At 63.4% G+C, this 16,933-nt stretch carries 16 protein-coding genes and 1 tRNA gene; 10 read left to right on the top strand and 7 right to left on the bottom strand.

Annotated features, from left to right (window positions below; all coding sequences use genetic code 11):
• Positions 1–538: 538 nt before the first annotated feature.
• The 6 genes from K7W03_RS06070 to K7W03_RS06095 all read left to right on the top strand — a co-directional run bounded on the left by K7W03_RS06070 (position 539) and on the right by K7W03_RS06095 (position 6,483).
• Positions 539–808 carry a hypothetical protein gene (locus K7W03_RS06070; protein WP_222885794.1) on the top strand — a complete coding sequence of 90 codons (270 nt, stop codon included), beginning with the start codon at positions 539–541 and terminating at the stop codon, positions 806–808.
• A 519-nt stretch (positions 809–1,327) separates the two neighbouring features.
• The gene (locus tag K7W03_RS06075; protein WP_222885795.1) at positions 1,328–1,714 is read left to right on the top strand and encodes a DUF1304 family protein; all 387 of its coding nucleotides are present in this window, start codon (positions 1,328–1,330) and stop codon (positions 1,712–1,714) included.
• Between the two features lie 32 nt (positions 1,715–1,746).
• Positions 1,747–2,505 carry an MBL fold metallo-hydrolase gene (locus tag K7W03_RS06080; RefSeq protein WP_222885796.1) on the top strand — a complete coding sequence of 253 codons (759 nt, stop codon included), beginning with the start codon at positions 1,747–1,749 and terminating at the stop codon, positions 2,503–2,505.
• 21 nt (positions 2,506–2,526) lie between these two features.
• Positions 2,527–3,060: a ComEC/Rec2 family competence protein gene (locus tag K7W03_RS06085; RefSeq protein WP_319024298.1), complete on the top strand. Its 534-nt coding sequence runs from the start codon at positions 2,527–2,529 to the stop codon at positions 3,058–3,060.
• 88 nt (positions 3,061–3,148) lie between these two features.
• Positions 3,149–4,651, top strand: coding sequence for a helix-hairpin-helix domain-containing protein (locus tag K7W03_RS06090; protein ID WP_222885797.1), 1,503 nt, complete (start codon positions 3,149–3,151; stop codon positions 4,649–4,651).
• Positions 4,648–6,483 (top strand): patatin-like phospholipase family protein, encoded by a 1,836-nt coding sequence (locus K7W03_RS06095; protein ID WP_222885798.1) that lies wholly within the window; start codon positions 4,648–4,650, stop codon positions 6,481–6,483. Before K7W03_RS06090 ends, K7W03_RS06095 begins: the two co-directional genes overlap by 4 nt.
• Before the next feature lie 27 nt (positions 6,484–6,510).
• Here the strand turns inward: K7W03_RS06095 and K7W03_RS06100 are convergent, their stop codons facing one another.
• A complete protein-coding gene (locus tag K7W03_RS06100) occupies positions 6,511–7,170 on the bottom strand; it encodes a hypothetical protein (RefSeq protein WP_222885799.1) in 660 nt (219 codons plus the stop codon).
• A 264-nt stretch (positions 7,171–7,434) separates the two neighbouring features.
• Between K7W03_RS06100 and K7W03_RS06105 the strand changes: the two genes are divergently transcribed.
• From K7W03_RS06105 to K7W03_RS06115, 3 genes are all read left to right on the top strand, one after another.
• Entirely contained in the window at positions 7,435–7,746 is a 312-nt protein-coding gene (locus K7W03_RS06105) for a hypothetical protein (protein ID WP_222885800.1), read from the top strand.
• Between the two features lie 43 nt (positions 7,747–7,789).
• Entirely contained in the window at positions 7,790–8,374 is a 585-nt protein-coding gene (locus K7W03_RS06110; RefSeq protein ID WP_222885801.1) for a matrixin family metalloprotease, read from the top strand.
• 121 nt (positions 8,375–8,495) lie between these two features.
• Positions 8,496–8,792, top strand: a complete 297-nt coding sequence (locus tag K7W03_RS06115) for a hypothetical protein (protein ID WP_222885802.1) — start codon at positions 8,496–8,498, stop codon at positions 8,790–8,792.
• 265 nt (positions 8,793–9,057) lie between these two features.
• Here K7W03_RS06115 and K7W03_RS06120 read toward each other — a convergent pair.
• The 6 genes from K7W03_RS06120 to K7W03_RS06145 form a co-directional block, all read right to left on the bottom strand.
• Positions 9,058–9,133, bottom strand: a tRNA-Lys gene (locus tag K7W03_RS06120).
• Between the two features lie 125 nt (positions 9,134–9,258).
• Positions 9,259–10,371, bottom strand: coding sequence for a rod shape-determining protein RodA (gene rodA, locus K7W03_RS06125; protein WP_044662416.1), 1,113 nt, complete (start codon positions 10,369–10,371; stop codon positions 9,259–9,261).
• Positions 10,368–12,440 (bottom strand): penicillin-binding protein 2, encoded by a 2,073-nt coding sequence (gene mrdA / locus K7W03_RS06130; protein WP_048576733.1) that lies wholly within the window; start codon positions 12,438–12,440, stop codon positions 10,368–10,370. The genes rodA and mrdA overlap by 4 nt, the downstream gene beginning before the upstream one ends.
• Positions 12,437–12,964 carry a hypothetical protein gene (locus K7W03_RS06135; protein ID WP_025550149.1) on the bottom strand — a complete coding sequence of 176 codons (528 nt, stop codon included), beginning with the start codon at positions 12,962–12,964 and terminating at the stop codon, positions 12,437–12,439. Before K7W03_RS06135 ends, mrdA begins: the two co-directional genes overlap by 4 nt.
• Complete coding sequence (gene mreC, locus K7W03_RS06140; protein ID WP_025550150.1) at positions 12,961–13,878, bottom strand: rod shape-determining protein MreC; 918 nt, start codon at positions 13,876–13,878, stop codon at positions 12,961–12,963. Before mreC ends, K7W03_RS06135 begins: the two co-directional genes overlap by 4 nt.
• Positions 13,879–13,887: 9 nt before the next feature.
• Positions 13,888–14,934, bottom strand: a complete 1,047-nt coding sequence (locus K7W03_RS06145; protein WP_007685698.1) for a rod shape-determining protein — start codon at positions 14,932–14,934, stop codon at positions 13,888–13,890.
• Positions 14,935–15,080: 146 nt separating this feature from the next.
• Between K7W03_RS06145 and mutL the strand changes: the two genes are divergently transcribed.
• Positions 15,081–16,853, top strand: a complete 1,773-nt coding sequence (gene mutL / locus K7W03_RS06150) for a DNA mismatch repair endonuclease MutL (protein ID WP_222885803.1) — start codon at positions 15,081–15,083, stop codon at positions 16,851–16,853.
• Positions 16,854–16,933: the final 80 nt, after the last annotated feature.

Genomic DNA, 16,933 nt, shown 5'->3' on the forward strand with positions numbered 1-16,933 from the left:
TGCTTAAAAGTCGGCGGTTAGCGAAGCTGGCGACGATCGGTCAGCAGGCTTGAGTGTCCATATATCCCGATCAGGAAAATTTCTCAGATTAGGCGCTAAATCAACGTTGATATTCCCGATCGGGAATTTTGGCATCCGCGGCAGCCATCATCGCCCCCTTTCGCTCAAGCTTGGCGCTAGGCCTCGGACGAAGCCTGGAGCCCGGTCTGATGCGGCTGGGGTCGCCGTTGCGAAATCTGTACTCGCCAACAGAGCCGTCGTTCGTGGCTTAAATCTAGGTCCGCGATAGCCGACGAGCGATGGGTTTCGAGCAGCGGTGACAAGGATCAGCGGGCCGTTGGAGCCTTCATGAATCGAAGCGATCGTCGGTAGGCCTTCAGAAGTTATCCGGCATGGGCGGAGTTGCTGTCAGGTTCCAAGAATGAGAACGGCGACAGAGAATACAAGACAAGGATGTTCCGACTCGACGAATGAAGCAGCGAGTGAGAAGCTGGTGTGCGTTCGTTCCAGAGTCGCTGATTGACGTATAGAAAGGCACTTGCTGCTCATGCCAAATGCCAGAACCGATTTTTTCAACAACGACTTTGCCATCGTCGCAGCCACGGTTCGGCCTGCTGGGGGCGGCATTCACAATTTCACGGTCCCTCAGGGTCAGACCCACACCTTGCAAGGGGAAGAGGGCGAAACTTTTGCCATCGCTTGGCACACTCGCAACGAAGTCGTTTCCGAGCAGGAGTTCGCAGACTTCGCAGTGGACTGTCCATGGGGGCAAGACTTCGTGTTTGCTGAAGAGGGCAAAGCAGATTGACGCTGGTCGTGACAGTTGAGTTTTCTTCCGAGCTCGGGAAATTCTCTATTCCTACATAATTGCGTGCGTACTCCTTGCGATATCTGGTGGTAGGAAGCTAAATAGGTTGCAAACGGCCATGCGCATTGCGCTTGCCGAGTTTAAGGTATCGGCATAGTTTTCTCGCGAGGAAAGAATCTCGGGGGACTGATTCTTGGCCGATATTGTCATTCGCTTGAGCACGTTGGAGGTTTCGGGTCAGTCGATACTGCCTGACCTCAATAGCTGTCGAGCACAGCGACAGGTGGGCGAGATACGGCGGGAGGCTTGCATCCGCCCACTCGTCCTGGGCGAACACACCGTAGAGCGAAAGGCCAACCCTGGTGCTCGCCTACGAATGACCTTTTTCCAGAGCAGGGTGTGCTGTGCTCGTCGGATGCGCCGAGTATCCGATGGCAAGGCGCGGTCTAGGCCGCGTCAGGGGATGTGGGCGGGTCAATGCTCCGGTTGCGGGGGATAGGCATCTAACGGGGGCAGGGCATGCAGACTTTCGTTGTGATCGTCGCGGGCTTAGGGGCGCTCGCTCATGTCTATTTCGCTTATACCGAAATGGCGAATTGGTCGCTTGCGACCGTTGGGCGAATCGCGCCGACCTGGCTCGCTGGAGCTCCAAGCGATGCCGATCACGTAGTCTGGGCGCGCCGGTTGGCGTTCAACGTCGGCGCTTACAATCTCGTTCTAGCGCTCATCTTAGCAGCGACTGCTTGGCTCTCTAACGCGGCGCACGTTGCGGCGCCGGTGCTGGGCCTTGTCGCCGCTGCTTGGCTCGCGGTCGCCGCTTTGGCCGCACTCGCGACGCGGGTCGTCAAGGCCTTCCTCATCCAAGGTGCGCTGGCTGCGCTTCTTGCGGCCGGGATCGCACTGTGAAGGGGCTCGGATGGATCAGAGAGCTGGGCTTCATGATCGCGCGCCAGCGCGCCTTGCGCCTACCGCGAGCTATGATCGCCCTGGTCGCTGTCATGTGTTCGACCATGACCGCGAGCCCGGCGCTCGCAGACCACGTGGTCGTCAAGCGTCACGTGACGCTGCGCGAGGGGCCAACCCGCGAGAGCGCGGTCGTCCTTTATCCTGAGCTAGGTGCCACCTTTCGCCTGCTCGACGATGGCGCTCGGCAGCGCGGTTATTACCGTATTGCGCTCGAAGACGGGAGCACGGGCTGGATCTATTTTGCTTACGTCGAGCGCCGCGCCGGCGATCCGCCAGGATGGCCTCCGGAAACCCCGGTTGCTGCACGCCCGGTCGCGGCGATGGCGGTCCACTACATCGATGTCGATCAAGGCGCGGCCGCGCTCGTCGAATTTCCGTGCGCCGCGATCTTGATCGATGCCGGTGGCCGCGGCACTGCGGCTGGCGACCACTTGCTAGCCTATCTCGATGCTTTCTTTGCGCGGCGACCAGACCTTAAGAAGGGTCTCGCCGCGGTCTTCGTCACCCACACGCATGTCGATCACAACAGCAACCTTCGGCGTATCGCAGAGCGTTTCTCGATCGGCGGCTACATTCACAACGGCATCCTTACCGGCTCGGGCCGCGTCGCCGCGCGGTGGATGGACGCGCGCGTGCACCAGGCGCCGATGATTCCCGCGCTGGCGGTGACCGACGTCATGGTCGGCACATCGGGACGCGGACTGTCCAACGGCGTTATCGATCCGGTTTAGTGCCCAGGCATCGACCCCAAAATCCGGGTTCTATCGGGGCACTATCTCGAAAACCCTGGCTGGCCCGACGGAGAGTTCGACAACGGCAACAACCAGAGCCTCGTCATTCGCATCGATTTCGATCAGGCGTCGTTTCTGTTCACCGGCGACATGGAGGAAACCGCGCTCGAGACGCTTATCGACAAATATGCGGAGACGCGCATGCTCGACGTCGATTTCTACGAGGTCGGCCATCACGGCTCGCATAATGGCACGACCGCCGAATTGCTCGAAGCAATGAGCCCCAAAGCCGCGGTCATCTCGATGGGGCCAGCCGCGATCGAGGAGCGGTGGACCGCTTGGGCCTACGGCCATCCGCGCAGCGATGTCGTCACTCTCCTGGCCGGTGCGGTCTCGGACCAGCGGGCCACTGCCGCAAAGGTGAAAGTCGCGCAGCGCGTCAAGCGGTTTGCCGAGATCGACATGACGAGGGCGGTCTATGCCACAGGATGGGACGGCGACGTCGTCGTTCGCGCCCGCACCGACGGGACCTACTCCGTCGAGCTTGCACGTTAATGCCGGCCCGGCAGCGCCGCGGTTTTTCGGTCCGCGGCGCTGCCCGCCGGCGCGTTGCGATCAAGGCTGACGAGGGAGGGGACATGCCATGCTAGATACCATCCTGAATGCAGACTGGTGGGCCGAGGCCTTTTGGGCAGCGCTCGGCGGGCTCGGCGTCAGCGCCGTATGCTTCGCGTTCCAACCCGCTATGCGCGCGGCCGAGCGATTACGGCGAGTGGTCAATTCGCCTCCGGTCGATCAAGATCCTGAACCGCACAAGGATCCCAGCGAGCCCACTCCTGAAAAGCCCGTCCAGCTCGCGGCCATCGAAGGGGTCGGAGCGGTCATCGCCAAGCACCTCGTTGGCAACGGCATAACATCATTTGAAGATGTCGCGCGCCTCTCGCCCGCCGAGCTGCGTCTCGTCCTTGCCGCCGGCGGCGACCGGTTCGCGCTCGCCGAGCCAATGTCATGGCCGCTCCAGGCGCATTTTCTCGCCACCGGACAGTTCGAAGCCTTTCTCGATCTCGCCGTGGCGTTACCGGCTGGTGTGCCGCGCCTCGAACATATCAGCGGGATCGGTGAGGCGTACGCCGCACAGCTTCGCGAGGCCGGCATTTCCTCGCTCGAAACGTTGAATAAGGCCGGCCCAGACGCTGCAGCGAAGGCGACGAATGTCGAACCGAGCGAGGCCGCGGCGTGGGTTGGGGATGCGGCGAAGCTCCTGCGCGGCGACCGCAAACTGCTGGCCGACGTTGCCGAGCTGAAGACAAATGGTCTCGATCTTGGGGATCGGGCTGCTGGCGAGGCGCTCTCACCAACCGAAGATGGCGAGGATTGGGCAACCGAACGCTCGCAGCCGCAGGGAGATGCCGATCCGGCGCAGGGAGAGGACGTGCCGGCAGCGATCGAACCGCCGGACGCGAGCGACATTCGCATGGCAGGGCCGCCTGCACCGCGAGGCTGTCCGCAGTGTTGCGGCGCGCTCGTGTCAGCAGCCGTGCTGATCGTCATTTTGATTGCTGCAGGAACGGGAGCCATCCCGCCGAAACCACCCGAGCCTGAGCCCGCGCCCCCTCACTGCCCCGAACCCCGATTCCATCAGGAACTGTCGGCAGACCAACTGTTCGAAAGCAATGCCGATCGCTTGCAGCCGCAAGCTCAGACGATGCTCAACAACCTCGCGAGCACGATCTCGGCGAAAGCGGTAATGACCAACGAGCTGCCGGGCGCGCTCGTCATCATCGGGCACGCCGATCGGCGACGCTCGTCACGTCCTGGGGGCAATGAGCAACTCTCGCTGGACCGCGCCGAAGCAGTGTCGAACTACCTGACCAAGCAGCTCAACGCCGGTAACCGGCGCTGGCCCTCCGAAATCGTCTTCGCGCTGGGGAAAGGCGCGAAGGTGCCGCATCGGCTCACACCAGCAAGCTGCGAGGGAACACGTGAGCAGCTGGATCTTTGCTATCAGTCGGACCGCCGGGTCGATGTCTATGCCTTCTACATCGATAAATCCGAAGCCCCGGGTTCGGGACAATCCTCGGCGCCCGCGATCGCGCCGTCCGTCACCGCATCCAAGGACTCGCAGCAAAAAGGTCCCAAGCCATGAGCGACGCACAATCTGCCCGGCTCTACTGCGACCTCATCATGCAAGGCGGCATCACCAGCGGTGTCGTCTATCCCAAGGTCATCACGACGCTCGCCGAGAAGTACCATTTCCACCGTATCGGCGGAGCCTCGGCCGGGGCGATCGCCGCTGGCGTCGCTGCGGCCGCGGAATATGCCCGCGTGCTCGGCAAGACTGGCGACGGCGTAGGCATGGCGTCGGTCGAAGGACTACCCGGCGAATTCAACGCCGGCGTGCTTCGCTTCTTCCAGCCTGTGCCGCCCTTCCGCAAACTCTTTGAACTAGGTCTCGGCGCGATGACGCTCGGCAAAGCAAAGGGCGGCCAGACCCGCGCTGCGATGAAGCTGGTGCAGGCGCAGTACGGCGCCGTCCTGCCGCTTGGCTGGGGCTGTTTGCTGGGCGTGGCTGCGGCTGCACTCGCTATTGGCGGTTGGTATAGGTTCGGCGTGAGCGGCGCGCTCAATGCCCTCTTACTGGCGCTTCTCGTGTTGGCCGCATTGGTGACATGGCGCGCCGTCAAGCTTGGTAAGGCACTCGCTAGCGACGTCGCCGCGCTTTCCGACAACCGTTTCGGGCTGTGTTCGGGTTTGACGCAGGAGGGAGCGGGAACCGGACCTGGGCTAACCAACTGGCTCACGGATCTGCTCGATCGGACCGCTGGCCTGACGGAGGCAGACGGGCCCTTGACGTTTCGCAAGCTCAAGGCGGCTTCAGCGCACGGTATTCACTTGCAGATGATGACGACGAACCTGGCGATGCGCCGCCCCCATCGCTTGCCGCTCGAAACCGCGATTTTCTACTTCGAAGAAAGCGAGTTTCGCCAATTGTTTCCTGATCCGATCGTCGACCACATGGTCGGCTGCGCCCAGGCGCGCGGCGTTTCCGCAAAAATTGATGGGGCGCGCAAGTTTTGGCCATTTCCTGGCCACTATTCCAAAGAGCGCGACGGTCCGCTCGATGCGGGCGACGATCTTCCAGTCGTAGTCGCGATCCGCATGAGCCTGAGCTTCCCAATCCTTATCCAAGCCGTTCCGCTCTACGCGCGCGATTACGGCGTGCGCTTGGAGCCGGGACAAGATCCCGACGATCGCCCCTTGGTCGAATGCCTGTTCACCGATGGCGGCGTGTCGAGCAATTTTCCCATGCATTTCTTCGACAGCATTCTCCCCGTCGTGCCCACCTTCGGAGTTTCGCTCGACGACTTCGATTCACGCCGAGGAACCAAGCGGGTGACGCGGCCCGTCAAAGCCGGAGACGGTCTCTCGCGCGGGATCAGCCAGGTTCGCGGATTGACCGGGTTCCTCGCGACGATCCTCGCGACCTCAAAGGACTGGCAGGACTCGCTGCTCAGCGAACTGGCTGGATACCGAGAGCGCATCGCAACGGTCGCACTAAGCTCGACAGAGGGCGGGCTGAACCTGACGATGGATAGCCAGACCATCGGGCTCCTTTCGGGTTACGGCGAGGAGGCCGGCAAAGACTTCTTAAACTTCGACATGGACGAGCATCGCTGGCGCCGCTTCCTGACCACCTACGACAAGATCGACGAACTCGCGCGTTCAGTGCACGAGGTCTGGACTGGAACCTCGCCTTTCGGCGGCGAGCCGATGCGCGATTTCCTCATTCGCTATGCGAGCGACGACGAGCGCAGCTTCGCTGGCAGCAGCGGGAATTCGGCGACCCTGGTGCGCGCGATGGCCGCGCGAATGGAGCAGCTTGCCGATCTCGGCGGGGCATGGCGCGCTGCGCCGCTGCAGCCTGCTCCGGTCATTCCCAAGCCGCGTAGCGCGATGCGTATTCGGCCCAAGGAGTAATTGCTGAAGGCTGCGCGCGAAGCCGCATCACGCACTATTCGATGCTCGACCGGTCAGCCACTCGGGATAGCTGGCCGCAAAGGCTTGTGTGAGTGCGGGGGGAGGGTAGTGACCTGCCGTCATCGCGATGCACTCGCGCAAGATATGCTCGATCGAGTCGAGCGCGCCGAAGGCTTCGAAGCCGAGCGTCCACCAAAGGGCCGAAGATCCGGCGACGCGCACGCGTGTGAATTCGAGACCGCAGCCCTCCTTGGGCCGTGAGCCGTTTTTGGGCTCTTCAGCAGAATCGAGTTCGATCTCGGTCAAGCTAGCGCCGAGCCATTCGTATTTGCGCAGACGCCTGCTCTTGTAGGTGGAAATGGTAGTGCCAGGGTCCAGTCGCAGGGCTTTCGAGGAAGATTTGACCCACAGCGAGACCGGCCCCAGCGGCGGCGCGTCCCGGTGGACGACGACGAGTGACTTGACCTCTAGTCGTTCGCGATCCTCGCCGGCGTGACGGAGCTTGACGCCGAGTTCGGTTTGCGCGGAGTCGCGCAAGTAGACGTCGGTTCGCTCGGCCAGTATCGCCGGCCGCTGTAATCGCCCGGGTCCCCCTGGCAAGACCGTGCTCAGGCCCTCGAACCAATCTTCAACGTCGCTGCGGTCATCGCTTTGCCACCATAGGCGCGCTTCTGCCGAACGATCCATGCAGTCCTCCTTCGCAGCGGCTAAAACGGCCACATGCTTATGCCGCGACCATTTGCGTTCGCGCGCAATTTTTATAGCGTGCTAGGTCAGATGACTATTTGAATTCTGGTGAATCTCGTCGATGATCTTCGACCTAAGGGCATATCGTTCTGATCCACTATTCGAACTGCTGAGAGACAAGAATACGGCTACGAAAGCGGCGCAGCGAGGCGGCGAGCGAGCGCGAAAGGTGTGATGACCATCTAAACTCAAGGGGAGTGCGATATGAGCAATATTAGTGTTTCGGGACGTGCCCAGGACGGCGATCCCGATACCTATTGGTGCAATCTGTTCGAGGCCGACAAGGTTTGGAACGGGAACGACCAAGACCATGCATCGAACATCATGAAGACCAAAGCGGGCAAATGGTTGTTCAAGGCCGTGCCCGACAAGGGTGTCTATGCGATGGACGCGGCCGGAAAGGTTGTTTTGTTCTTTCGCAACCTCGATCCAGCCACGGCGCGCGTCGGTGACCAGGGCAATGGCCACGCCTACGAGACGGCTCGTAATATCTCTTGGAAGGTCGATTCGCTTTAACACGACAATATATTCATCATCGTGTCTGAGGGGAGACGGTAGGGTGCCAAAGCGCCTTTACATCGCTGCCGCCTTGTGCGGACTGGTCGTGACGACATCGGCGGCAGCTTACAAGCTCAAGGGATATAGCTGGTCCTACAAGCCGAGCCCGATGGGCGAGCCGTTGACGATCTGCACCAAAGGTGGACCAGCAGGAGCAAGCGACGTGATCAAGCGGGCGGCCGCGGTCTGGAACTACAAGAAGTTCACGTTTACTTTCGCCCCCGATCGCTGCCTCGAGCACTCGCCGCCCAACGTCGACGACAATGTCAATTACGTCGATTTCAGCTTGGCGCTCCCTCTCCACGGACTAACCGCGGCGCGCAACGAGCAAGGAACGGTCAAGACGTCCGAGTGCGATATCCAATTCAATCCCAACAGGCCGTGGCACGTGGGCAGTGGGCCGCCGCCGGCGGGGAAATTCGACTTAATGAGCGTCGCCATCCACGAACTAGGTCACTGCCTTGGTTTGGAGGACAGCGACGTCGCCGATGTGGTGATGGATGGGACGCTGCCGTCCGGCAAGATGCGCCGGACCCTGAGCGCGGACGATATTGCCGGGCGTAACAAAATCTACGGTGCACCCTGACAGCACCGGCGAATGACCCCGCATCTGCCCTTTTTGTCCGGAGCGCCTAGGGCAGTGGTTGGCGGGGCTGGCCGGCGATCACTGCGGGCTGAATGACTATATAGTTTTAGGGAATCACCGATTGGCCAAGCCGCCGAGCCGCAACCCTGATTGGAACCGCGACGAGATCATTCTCGCGCTCGATCTCTATTTTACCGATCCCGCGAACCCGCCGGGCAAGGATAGCCCGGCAGTCGCCGAGCTGTTGGCGCTGCTGAACAAGATGCACAGGCTGTCGGGCGCGAAGACATGCGACACGCTGAGCAATGCCAACGGCATCTATCTGAAGATGATGAACCTGCGCGCGCTAGATCCCACTTACCTAGCGCAGGGAAAAGTCGGCATGAAGGCCGGCGGTGCACTCGAGCGCGTCGTCTAGGACGACAACGACGGCGTCATCGCGGAGAGCGAGCGTGTGTTTCATTGGGCTTTGGGTCCGCGCCCCGAGAATCACCTGGGATTGAGCCAACTCGGCATCTGACCGGGATGTGTTCCGCCTGATTCCATTCCAAAGCCGGTTTCGGAAGTTTAACGCTTTCACTGACGCGCGCTTTGCCTGCTACCTAGAGAGCTACCTAGCGCAGTTCGCTATGATTTAGCAGCGCAGATAAATCTTCATAAGTATCTAAAAATGATCGGAAATTTGGTGGACGCACTTGGGCTCGAACCAAGGACCCGCTGATTAAGAGTCAGCTGCTCTACCAACTGAGCTATGCGTCCACATCCGCTTTCGGCTAGTCCCGGATGGGCCGTCGCTTTGGCGTGGGCGGGCTGTTAGCAGCCGCATCGGACTTTGCAAACAGGAAATCGCGTCTGCCGGCAAATTTTTGCGCGCAGGCCCCGTTTCATCCCCAGTTTCCCGGCCGGCTGCGCCGCCGGCCCGAACGCTCAATGGCCATGATGATTCCGACGCACAGCATGACCGTCAGCATGGACGACCCGCCATAGGACATGAAGGGCAGGGGAATGCCGACCACCGGCGCCAGTCCCATGACCATCATCAGGTTGATCGCGACATAGAAGAAGATCGTCGTGGTCAGCCCCGCCGCCACCAGCCGCGCATATTTGTCCTGCGCGCGGAGAGACACGCCGATGCCCCAGCGGAACAGCAGCATGAAGGCCCCGATCAGCAGCACGCCGCCCATCAGCCCCCATTCCTCCGCCATGGTGGCGAAGACGAAATCGGTATGCCCCTCCGGCAGATAGTCCAGATGGCTCTGCGTCCCCTTGAGGAATCCCTTGCCGAAAATGCCTCCGGACCCGATGGCGATCTTCGATTGGCTGATATGATAGCCGGCGCCCAGCGGATCGCTTTCCGGGTCCAGGAAGATGAGGACGCGGTTCTTCTGATAATCGTGCAGGAAGCTGAAGGCGATGGGCACGATGGCTGCCAGCGTCAGTCCCGATCCCACGAACAGCCGCAGCGGCAGACCGGCGAGGAACATCACCGTCACCCCGCCCGCGGCGATCATGGTCGCGGTGCCGAGGTCAGGCTGAACCAGCACCAGCGCCCAGGGAATGCCGATCAGCACCAGCGCCGGCCAGATCGCGTTCCAGCGCCTGATCTCCCCCACCGGAAGCAGCGCGTAGAAGCGCGCGACCGCCAGCACGATCACCGGCTTCATGAACTCGGAAGGCTGCAACTGCATGAAGCCCAGGTTGATCCATCGCTGGCTGCCACCCGCCACCCCGCCGATCAGTTCGACCAGGAACAGAGCGGTCAGCACGACGCCATAGGCCGGGAAGGCGAGGCGTGCGAAGGTCTCCAGCGGTATCCGGCTCAGCACCAGCGCCATGCCCGAAAAGATGACGAAGCGAACGCCCTGGTTGATCGCCCAGGGGGTGATGCTGCCGCCGGCGGCGCTGTAGAGCACCAACGTCCCGAACCCGGCGATGGCGAGCAATATGCCCAGCACGCGCCAGGGGAATTCGGTCAGGGGTTCGGGAACGATGCTCATGGCGCGCTGTCCGCCGGGGGCGGGGCGTCGTCCGCTTCGGCAGCCGGTGCCGGAGGCGGGGCGGCAGGCGCGGCGGTCGCGCCATTGCCGGTGGATGCGTTCATCGCATTGGCCGCTTCGGGAAGAGGCGCTTCGCCCTTCTCGATCGCCTTCGCCAGCCTGTAGGCCGCCATCTGCCGCGCCAGCCGTTCGGCCGGCGGACCGCCCCAGTCCTTTTCGATGGTTTCCAGCTTCTCGATCGCCTTCGCCTGGTCGAACAGGAAAGTCATGGTGTCCGCCGCGATCATGGGCGCGTCCTCGATGCGGTTGACGTGGCCGCCATGCTCGATGATGCAGGCAATGGCATAGCGGGGATTGTCGAACGGCGCGAAGCCCTGGAACAGCGCATGGTCGCGCAGCTTGAACGGCAGCGATGCGTTGCTGCGCACGCCGCCCCCACGTTCGGCCATGGTGATACGGCGGACCTGCGCCGTGCCGGTCTTGCCGGCCATCATCACGCCGGGCAGGGGGATGCGCGCCGCGCCGCCCGTGCCGCCGCCGTTCACCACCGCGCTCATCGCGTCGCGGATGGTCACCAGATGCTCCTCATTCACCCCCACGGACGCAGGCGTGGGCCGTTGCGCCCCGAAGATGAAGTTGGGCATCAACTGCCGGCCCGTCGCCAGCCGCGCCGCCATTACAGCCATCTGCAACGGGTTGATGAGCATATAGCCTTGGCCGATGGTCGCGTTGACCGTGTCGTAGACCTGCCATTTCTGGTTGTATTTCTTGAGCTTCCACGCCGGATCGGGAACGGTGCCGAAACTCTGGCTGGGGAAGGGAAGGGCGAATTTCTGCCCCATGCCCACGCGCCGCGCCATGCTGGCGATCCGGTCCATGCCGATCCGCTGCGCCATCTGGTAGAAGTAGATGTCGCAGCTTTGGGCAATGGCGCCCCGCATGTTGAGCCCGCCATGGCCCCGCCGTTTATGGCAGTGGAACAGCGTGTTGCCGACCCGGATCGCGCCCGCGCAGTTCACCGTCTCCATGGGTGAAACTCCCGCCTCCAGCAGCGCGAGCGCCACCATCGGCTTCACCGTCGATCCCGGCGGGTACAGCCCCTGCAACGTCTTGTTGCGCAACGGGACATGGTCGTCCTTCGACAGCATGTCCCATTCCAGATGGCTGATGCCGTCGGAAAAGCTGTTCGGATCGAAACTGGGCATGGACGCCATGGCCAGCACGTCGCCATTATGGCAGTCGATCACCACCACCGACCCGCTCTGCGTCGCCAGCCGCCGCCCGGCATATTCCTGGAGGCCCGCGTCGATGGTCAGCTTGATCGCGTTGCCCGGCGTGTCGGGCCGGGTGGTGAGTTCCCGCACGATCTTGCCCCGCGCCGTCACCTCCACCCGTTTCGCGCCGGGCTTGCCCGTCAGTTCCTTGTCGAAAGACCGCTCCAGCCCATCCTTGCCGACCTTGAAGCCGGGCGTGATCAGCAGCGGGTCCTTGCGCTCCTCATAGTCCTTGGCCGACGCTGCGCCGACATAGCCGAGCAGGTGCCCGACCGTCGCACCTGCCGGATAATTGCGGGAAAAGCCCTGGCTCGGGGCCACGCCCGGCAGGTCGGGCAGCCGGACGCTGACCGCCGCGAACTGATCGTAGGTCAACTTTTCCGCCACCTGCACCGGGCGGAAACCTGCCGACTTGTCCAGTTCCTCCTTGATCCGATCCACTTCGTCATCGCTGAGCGCCAGCAGATGGGCGAGGCTGCGGATGGTGTTCTCCGCGTCCGTCGCCCGCTCCGGGATCAGGTCGACGCGGAAGTCCGTGCGATTGTTCGCCAGCGGCCGTCCGTTGCGGTCGATGATCCACCCGCGCCGCGGCGGGATCAGCGTCAGGTTGACGCGATTGCTTTCCGACAGCAGATTATATTTCTCATTCTCGGCGACGCTGATCCAGCCCATGCGCCCGACCAGCAGCGCGCCGATCGCCCCTTGCAGGCCCCCCACCACCATCGCCCGGCGCGTGAAGGTGAAGGACAGGGAGGCTTCGGTGACGGTCTTCTTCTTGAGCAGGGGCAGCTTCATGCCATCACGCGCCAACGGTCGATCCGGGCGCATTGCCGGACGACAAAGGGAAAGAGCAGGACCGTCCAGAGAATTTGCGGCGCGACCAACAGCAGCTTGATGTCTCCTCCGCCGGTGATCCGCGCGAAGAAAACGCCGCCGGCGATGCAGAAGATAATCGCGAAGGAGGCGATTAACCAGTCCTGCCGATAGCTGCGCCAGACCATGCGGTGTTCGATGGCGTCTATGCCGATCAGCGTGACGGTCCACAGGCACATGGCCGATCCGATGGGCTGGCCGCTGGCGATGTCGTCGAACAGGCCGAGCGGCACGCCGATCCAGGTGCGCCATAATTCGGGGCGCAGCAGCCGCCAGGACAGAAGCAGCAACAGGCCGAAGGGCGGCATGACCGGCGATTGCGCGATCACCGGCAGCGTCGTCACCAGAGATCCCAGCATCACCGTGATGACCGGGGTTCCCGCCAGCCGAAATCGCGAAGGATGACGGCCAAGGCGCGGCACATGCTGCAAATGGGGATCGATCATGGCGTGACCGAATTCTGCGCGGCGCCCGGTTCGACAGGAGCCGGCGGGCCATTGCCCTCCGGCCGGGTCACAGCCTCCTCGAAGGAGCGCTCCACCACAACCGCATCCACTCTGGAGGGGTTGGCGAGCGGCACGCCATAGGCGATCTCGCCCGCGATGCGCACGATCACCGCCACGGGAATATTGGGTTGATAGACCCCGCCGACGCCGGAGGTGACGAGCAGGTCGCCCGGCTTGAACGGATTACGCCCGGCCGCCAGCGCGCGGACCTCCAGCGTGCCGTCGCCAAGTCCCGTCGAAATCGCGGGTACGCTATCATTGGCCCGCCGCACCGGCACGATATTGCTGGTGTCGGTCAGCAGCAGCACTTCGGCGGTGTTGGGCGTGGTCGTATGGATGCGCCCGATCAGCCCTTCCGGCGCGCGCACCGGCATGCCCGGCCGCACGCCCTGCCAGCGTCCCGCGTTCAGCCGCGCCAGCCGACGGGTGCTGGTGGAGGAGGATGCGATCAGCCGCGCGGTCAGCAATTCGCTGCCGTCATCCTCGACCAGCTTCAACAGCTTCTTGAGGCGCAGATTTTCCTGCGCCACCGCCTTCGCCTCTATGATGCGGTTGCGGTCGGCCTCCACCTGCCGCCGCAGCGCGACGTTCTGGGAACCGGCACGCCAGTAGCTCGCCAGCACCTCGTCGATGGAGGCGACGCCGCTCACCATATTCTTGAGCGTCACCGACGCGGGGCGCGTAATCTCCGCCGTCGCGATGCGGATCGCGGCGAAGCCGGTGGGATCGAAAATGGCGACGACCACCAGAAGCAGGCCCACGGCGGCGCCCGTCATCGCCACGACATAGCTGGCGAAGAGGCTATATTGCGCCTTCCGGTTATGCCCGGGGCGTCGGCTGGGTGGCCGCGCCATCTTGTCCCCTTAAGCGGTTTGCAGCACGCCCCGGAAGATCGGATCCTCCATTGCGCGGCCGGTGCCGATCGCAACGCAGGTCAACGGATCTTCAGCGATGGTGACGGGCAGGCCGGTCTCGTCGCGCAGCTCGTCGTCCAGCCCCTTGAGCAGCGCGCCGCCGCCGGTCAGAACGATGCCCTGGTCGACAATGTCCGCCGCCAGTTCCGGCGCGGTATTCTCCAGCGCGATGCGCACGCCCTCGACAATGGTGCTGATCGGCTCCGCCAGCGCGTCGGCAATCTGGCCCTGGTTGATCGAGATTTCCTTGGGAACCCCGTTCACCAGGTCGCGGCCCTTGATATGGATCGTCTCGCCCACGCCGTCTTCGGGCGGTTGGGCGACGCCGAACTGCTTCTTGATCCGCTCGGCGGTCGCTTCACCGATGAGCAGATTATGATGACGGCGCACGAAGGAGACGATCGCCTCGTCCATCTTGTCGCCGCCGACGCGAACCGAAGTGGTGTAGGCCAGACCGCGCAGCGACAGCACCGCGACCTCGGTCGTGCCGCCGCCGATGTCGACCACCATCGAACCGATGGGCTCCGTCACCGGCATGTCGGCGCCGATGGCGGCCGCCATGGGTTCCTCGATCAGGAAGACCTGGGATGCGCCGGCATTGCTCGCCGCATCGCGAATCGCGCGGCGCTCGACGCTGGTCGAACCCGAAGGCACGCAGATCACGATCTCCGGGAAGCGCCACGGCCGCGACTTGCCGCCGTGCACCTTGGTGATGAAATGCTTGATCATCTGCTCCGCCACGTCGATGTCCGCGATCACGCCGTCCCGCAGCGGACGGATCGCCTCGATCGAATCGGGGGTCTTGCCCATCATCAGCTTGGCGTCGTCGCCGACCGCCTTCACCCGCTTCACGCCGTTCAGCGTCTCGACCGCCACCACGGACGGTTCGTTGAGCACGATGCCGCGCCCCCGCACATAGACCACGGTGTTGGCCGTGCCGAGGTCGATGGCCATGTCCTGGGAGGAGAGTTTGAAGAGACGCGAGAAGATCGACATGCCTGTTCCTGTTCAGCCCGCATGCCCCGGCGAAGCGAACCGGGACAGTCGGAAAGTTCGCCCCACGTTCCACCCGCCCCCTGGATGTCAATTTTTATAAGGCTTGTGTCTCGCGGAAAGCGCTCGCTTGGGCTAGTCACTAATCAATGTCAATACGCCGTCTGCCCGAACATCTGGTCAATCGCATCGCCGCGGGCGAAGTGGTCGAAAGGCCCGCCAGCGCGCTCAAGGAAATCGTGGAAAATGCGTTGGATGCCGGATCTCTCCGGATCGCCATCCGCATCTCCAATGGCGGGCTCGACCGGATGGAGGTGAGCGACGACGGCTGCGGCATGACCCGGGATGATATGGCGCTGGCGCTGGAACGCCACGCCACGTCCAAACTGCCCGACGACGCCATCGAAAATGTCGCGACGCTGGGTTTCCGGGGCGAAGCGCTGCCCTCCATCGCCAGCGTCGCGCGTCTTTCCATCGACAGCCGGACGCAGGGGCAGGACGGTTGGAACCGAACAGTCGACAATGGCGTGGTGGTGAGCGAAGGCCCCGCCGCGCTGCCCCCCGGCACGCGCGTCACGGTCGAACAGCTCTTCGCCCGCGTCCCCGCCCGTCGCAAGTTCCTGCGCTCCGCCAAGGCGGAATATGCCGCCTGCCTCGATGTCATCCGTCGCCTTGCCATGGCGCATCCGTCCGTGGCCTTCAGCATGGAGCATGACGGTCGGCGCGTGCTGGGCGTGCAGGCGGGCGAGGCGCGGGAGGATCGCGTCGCCGCGCTCACCGACCGGGCGCTGGCTGACAATCATGTCATCGTGGCGCTGGAAAGAGAGGGGGTGCGCCTGTCGGGCGTGGCCTCGCTGCCGACCTATAATCGGGGGGTGGGCGATCATCAGTTCCTGTTCGTGAACGGCCGTCCGGTGCGCGACCGGCTGCTGGTCGGGGCGGTGAGGGGCGCCTATGCCGACATGCTGGCGCGGGATCGGCATCCGGTGGTGGCGCTGTTCCTTGACGTTCCGCCGCTGGAGGTGGACGTCAACGTCCATCCCGCCAAGACGGAGGTCCGCTTTCGCGATCCGGCGCTGATCCGGGGCATGATCGTCTCCGGCCTGCGCCGCGCGCTGGATGCGGAGGGTTTCCGCGCTGTCCAGCATGCCGACCCCGCCGGCCTTTCGGCATGGAAGCCCGAACCGGTTTCCCCCACGCCGATCGGCGCCATGCCGATATTCGAAGCCGCCGGCGCGTCCGTTCCGACCTATTCTGTGGCCGAGCGCCGTCCCGGCTTCCTGACGCCCCCGCCTCAGGCCCGCGCCGAACCTGCCGCCGCAACCGCGCCTGAAGGAACCAGCTTCCCGCTGGGCGTCGCCCGTGGGCAGGTCGCCCGGACCTATATCGTCGCGGAAGCAGAGGATGGGCTGATCATCGTCGATCAGCATGCCGCGCATGAACGGCTGACCCTCGAACGCATGCGCCGCGCCATGGAAGGGCAGGGCGTCGCCGCCCAAACGCTGTTGCTGCCCGAAGTGGTCGAACTGGACGAGCCCGCCTGCGACCGGCTGGAGGCGCGGATCGAGGAACTGAAGGAATTCGGCCTGGAACTGGAGCGCTTCGGTCCCGCTGCCATGCTGGTGCGCGCAACGCCTGCGATGCTGGGGCAGGGGGATGTGCAGGGACTGGTGTCCGATCTGGCCGACGATCTCGCCGCCTATGACAGTGCGCTCTCCCTGAAGGAACGGTTGGATCTGGTGGCCGCCACCATGGCGTGCCATGGCTCCGTCCGCGCCGGGCGGGTGCTGAGCGTCACGGAGATGAACGCCCTGCTCCGCGAGATGGAGATCACCCCCCGCAGCGGCCAATGCAATCATGGCCGCCCGACCTGGGTGAAGCTGGGCCATGGCGACATAGAAAAGCTGTTCGGGAGGAAATAGGATGACGGGGATCGACCATTCAGCGCAATGCATGCGCGCGATAAATCCGGCTCGGACGACACCCCATCGCCTGTGAAGGA

This window comes from Sphingobium sp. PNB, from assembly GCF_019873065.1.
GTDB lineage: Bacteria > Pseudomonadota > Alphaproteobacteria > Sphingomonadales > Sphingomonadaceae > Sphingobium > Sphingobium fuliginis.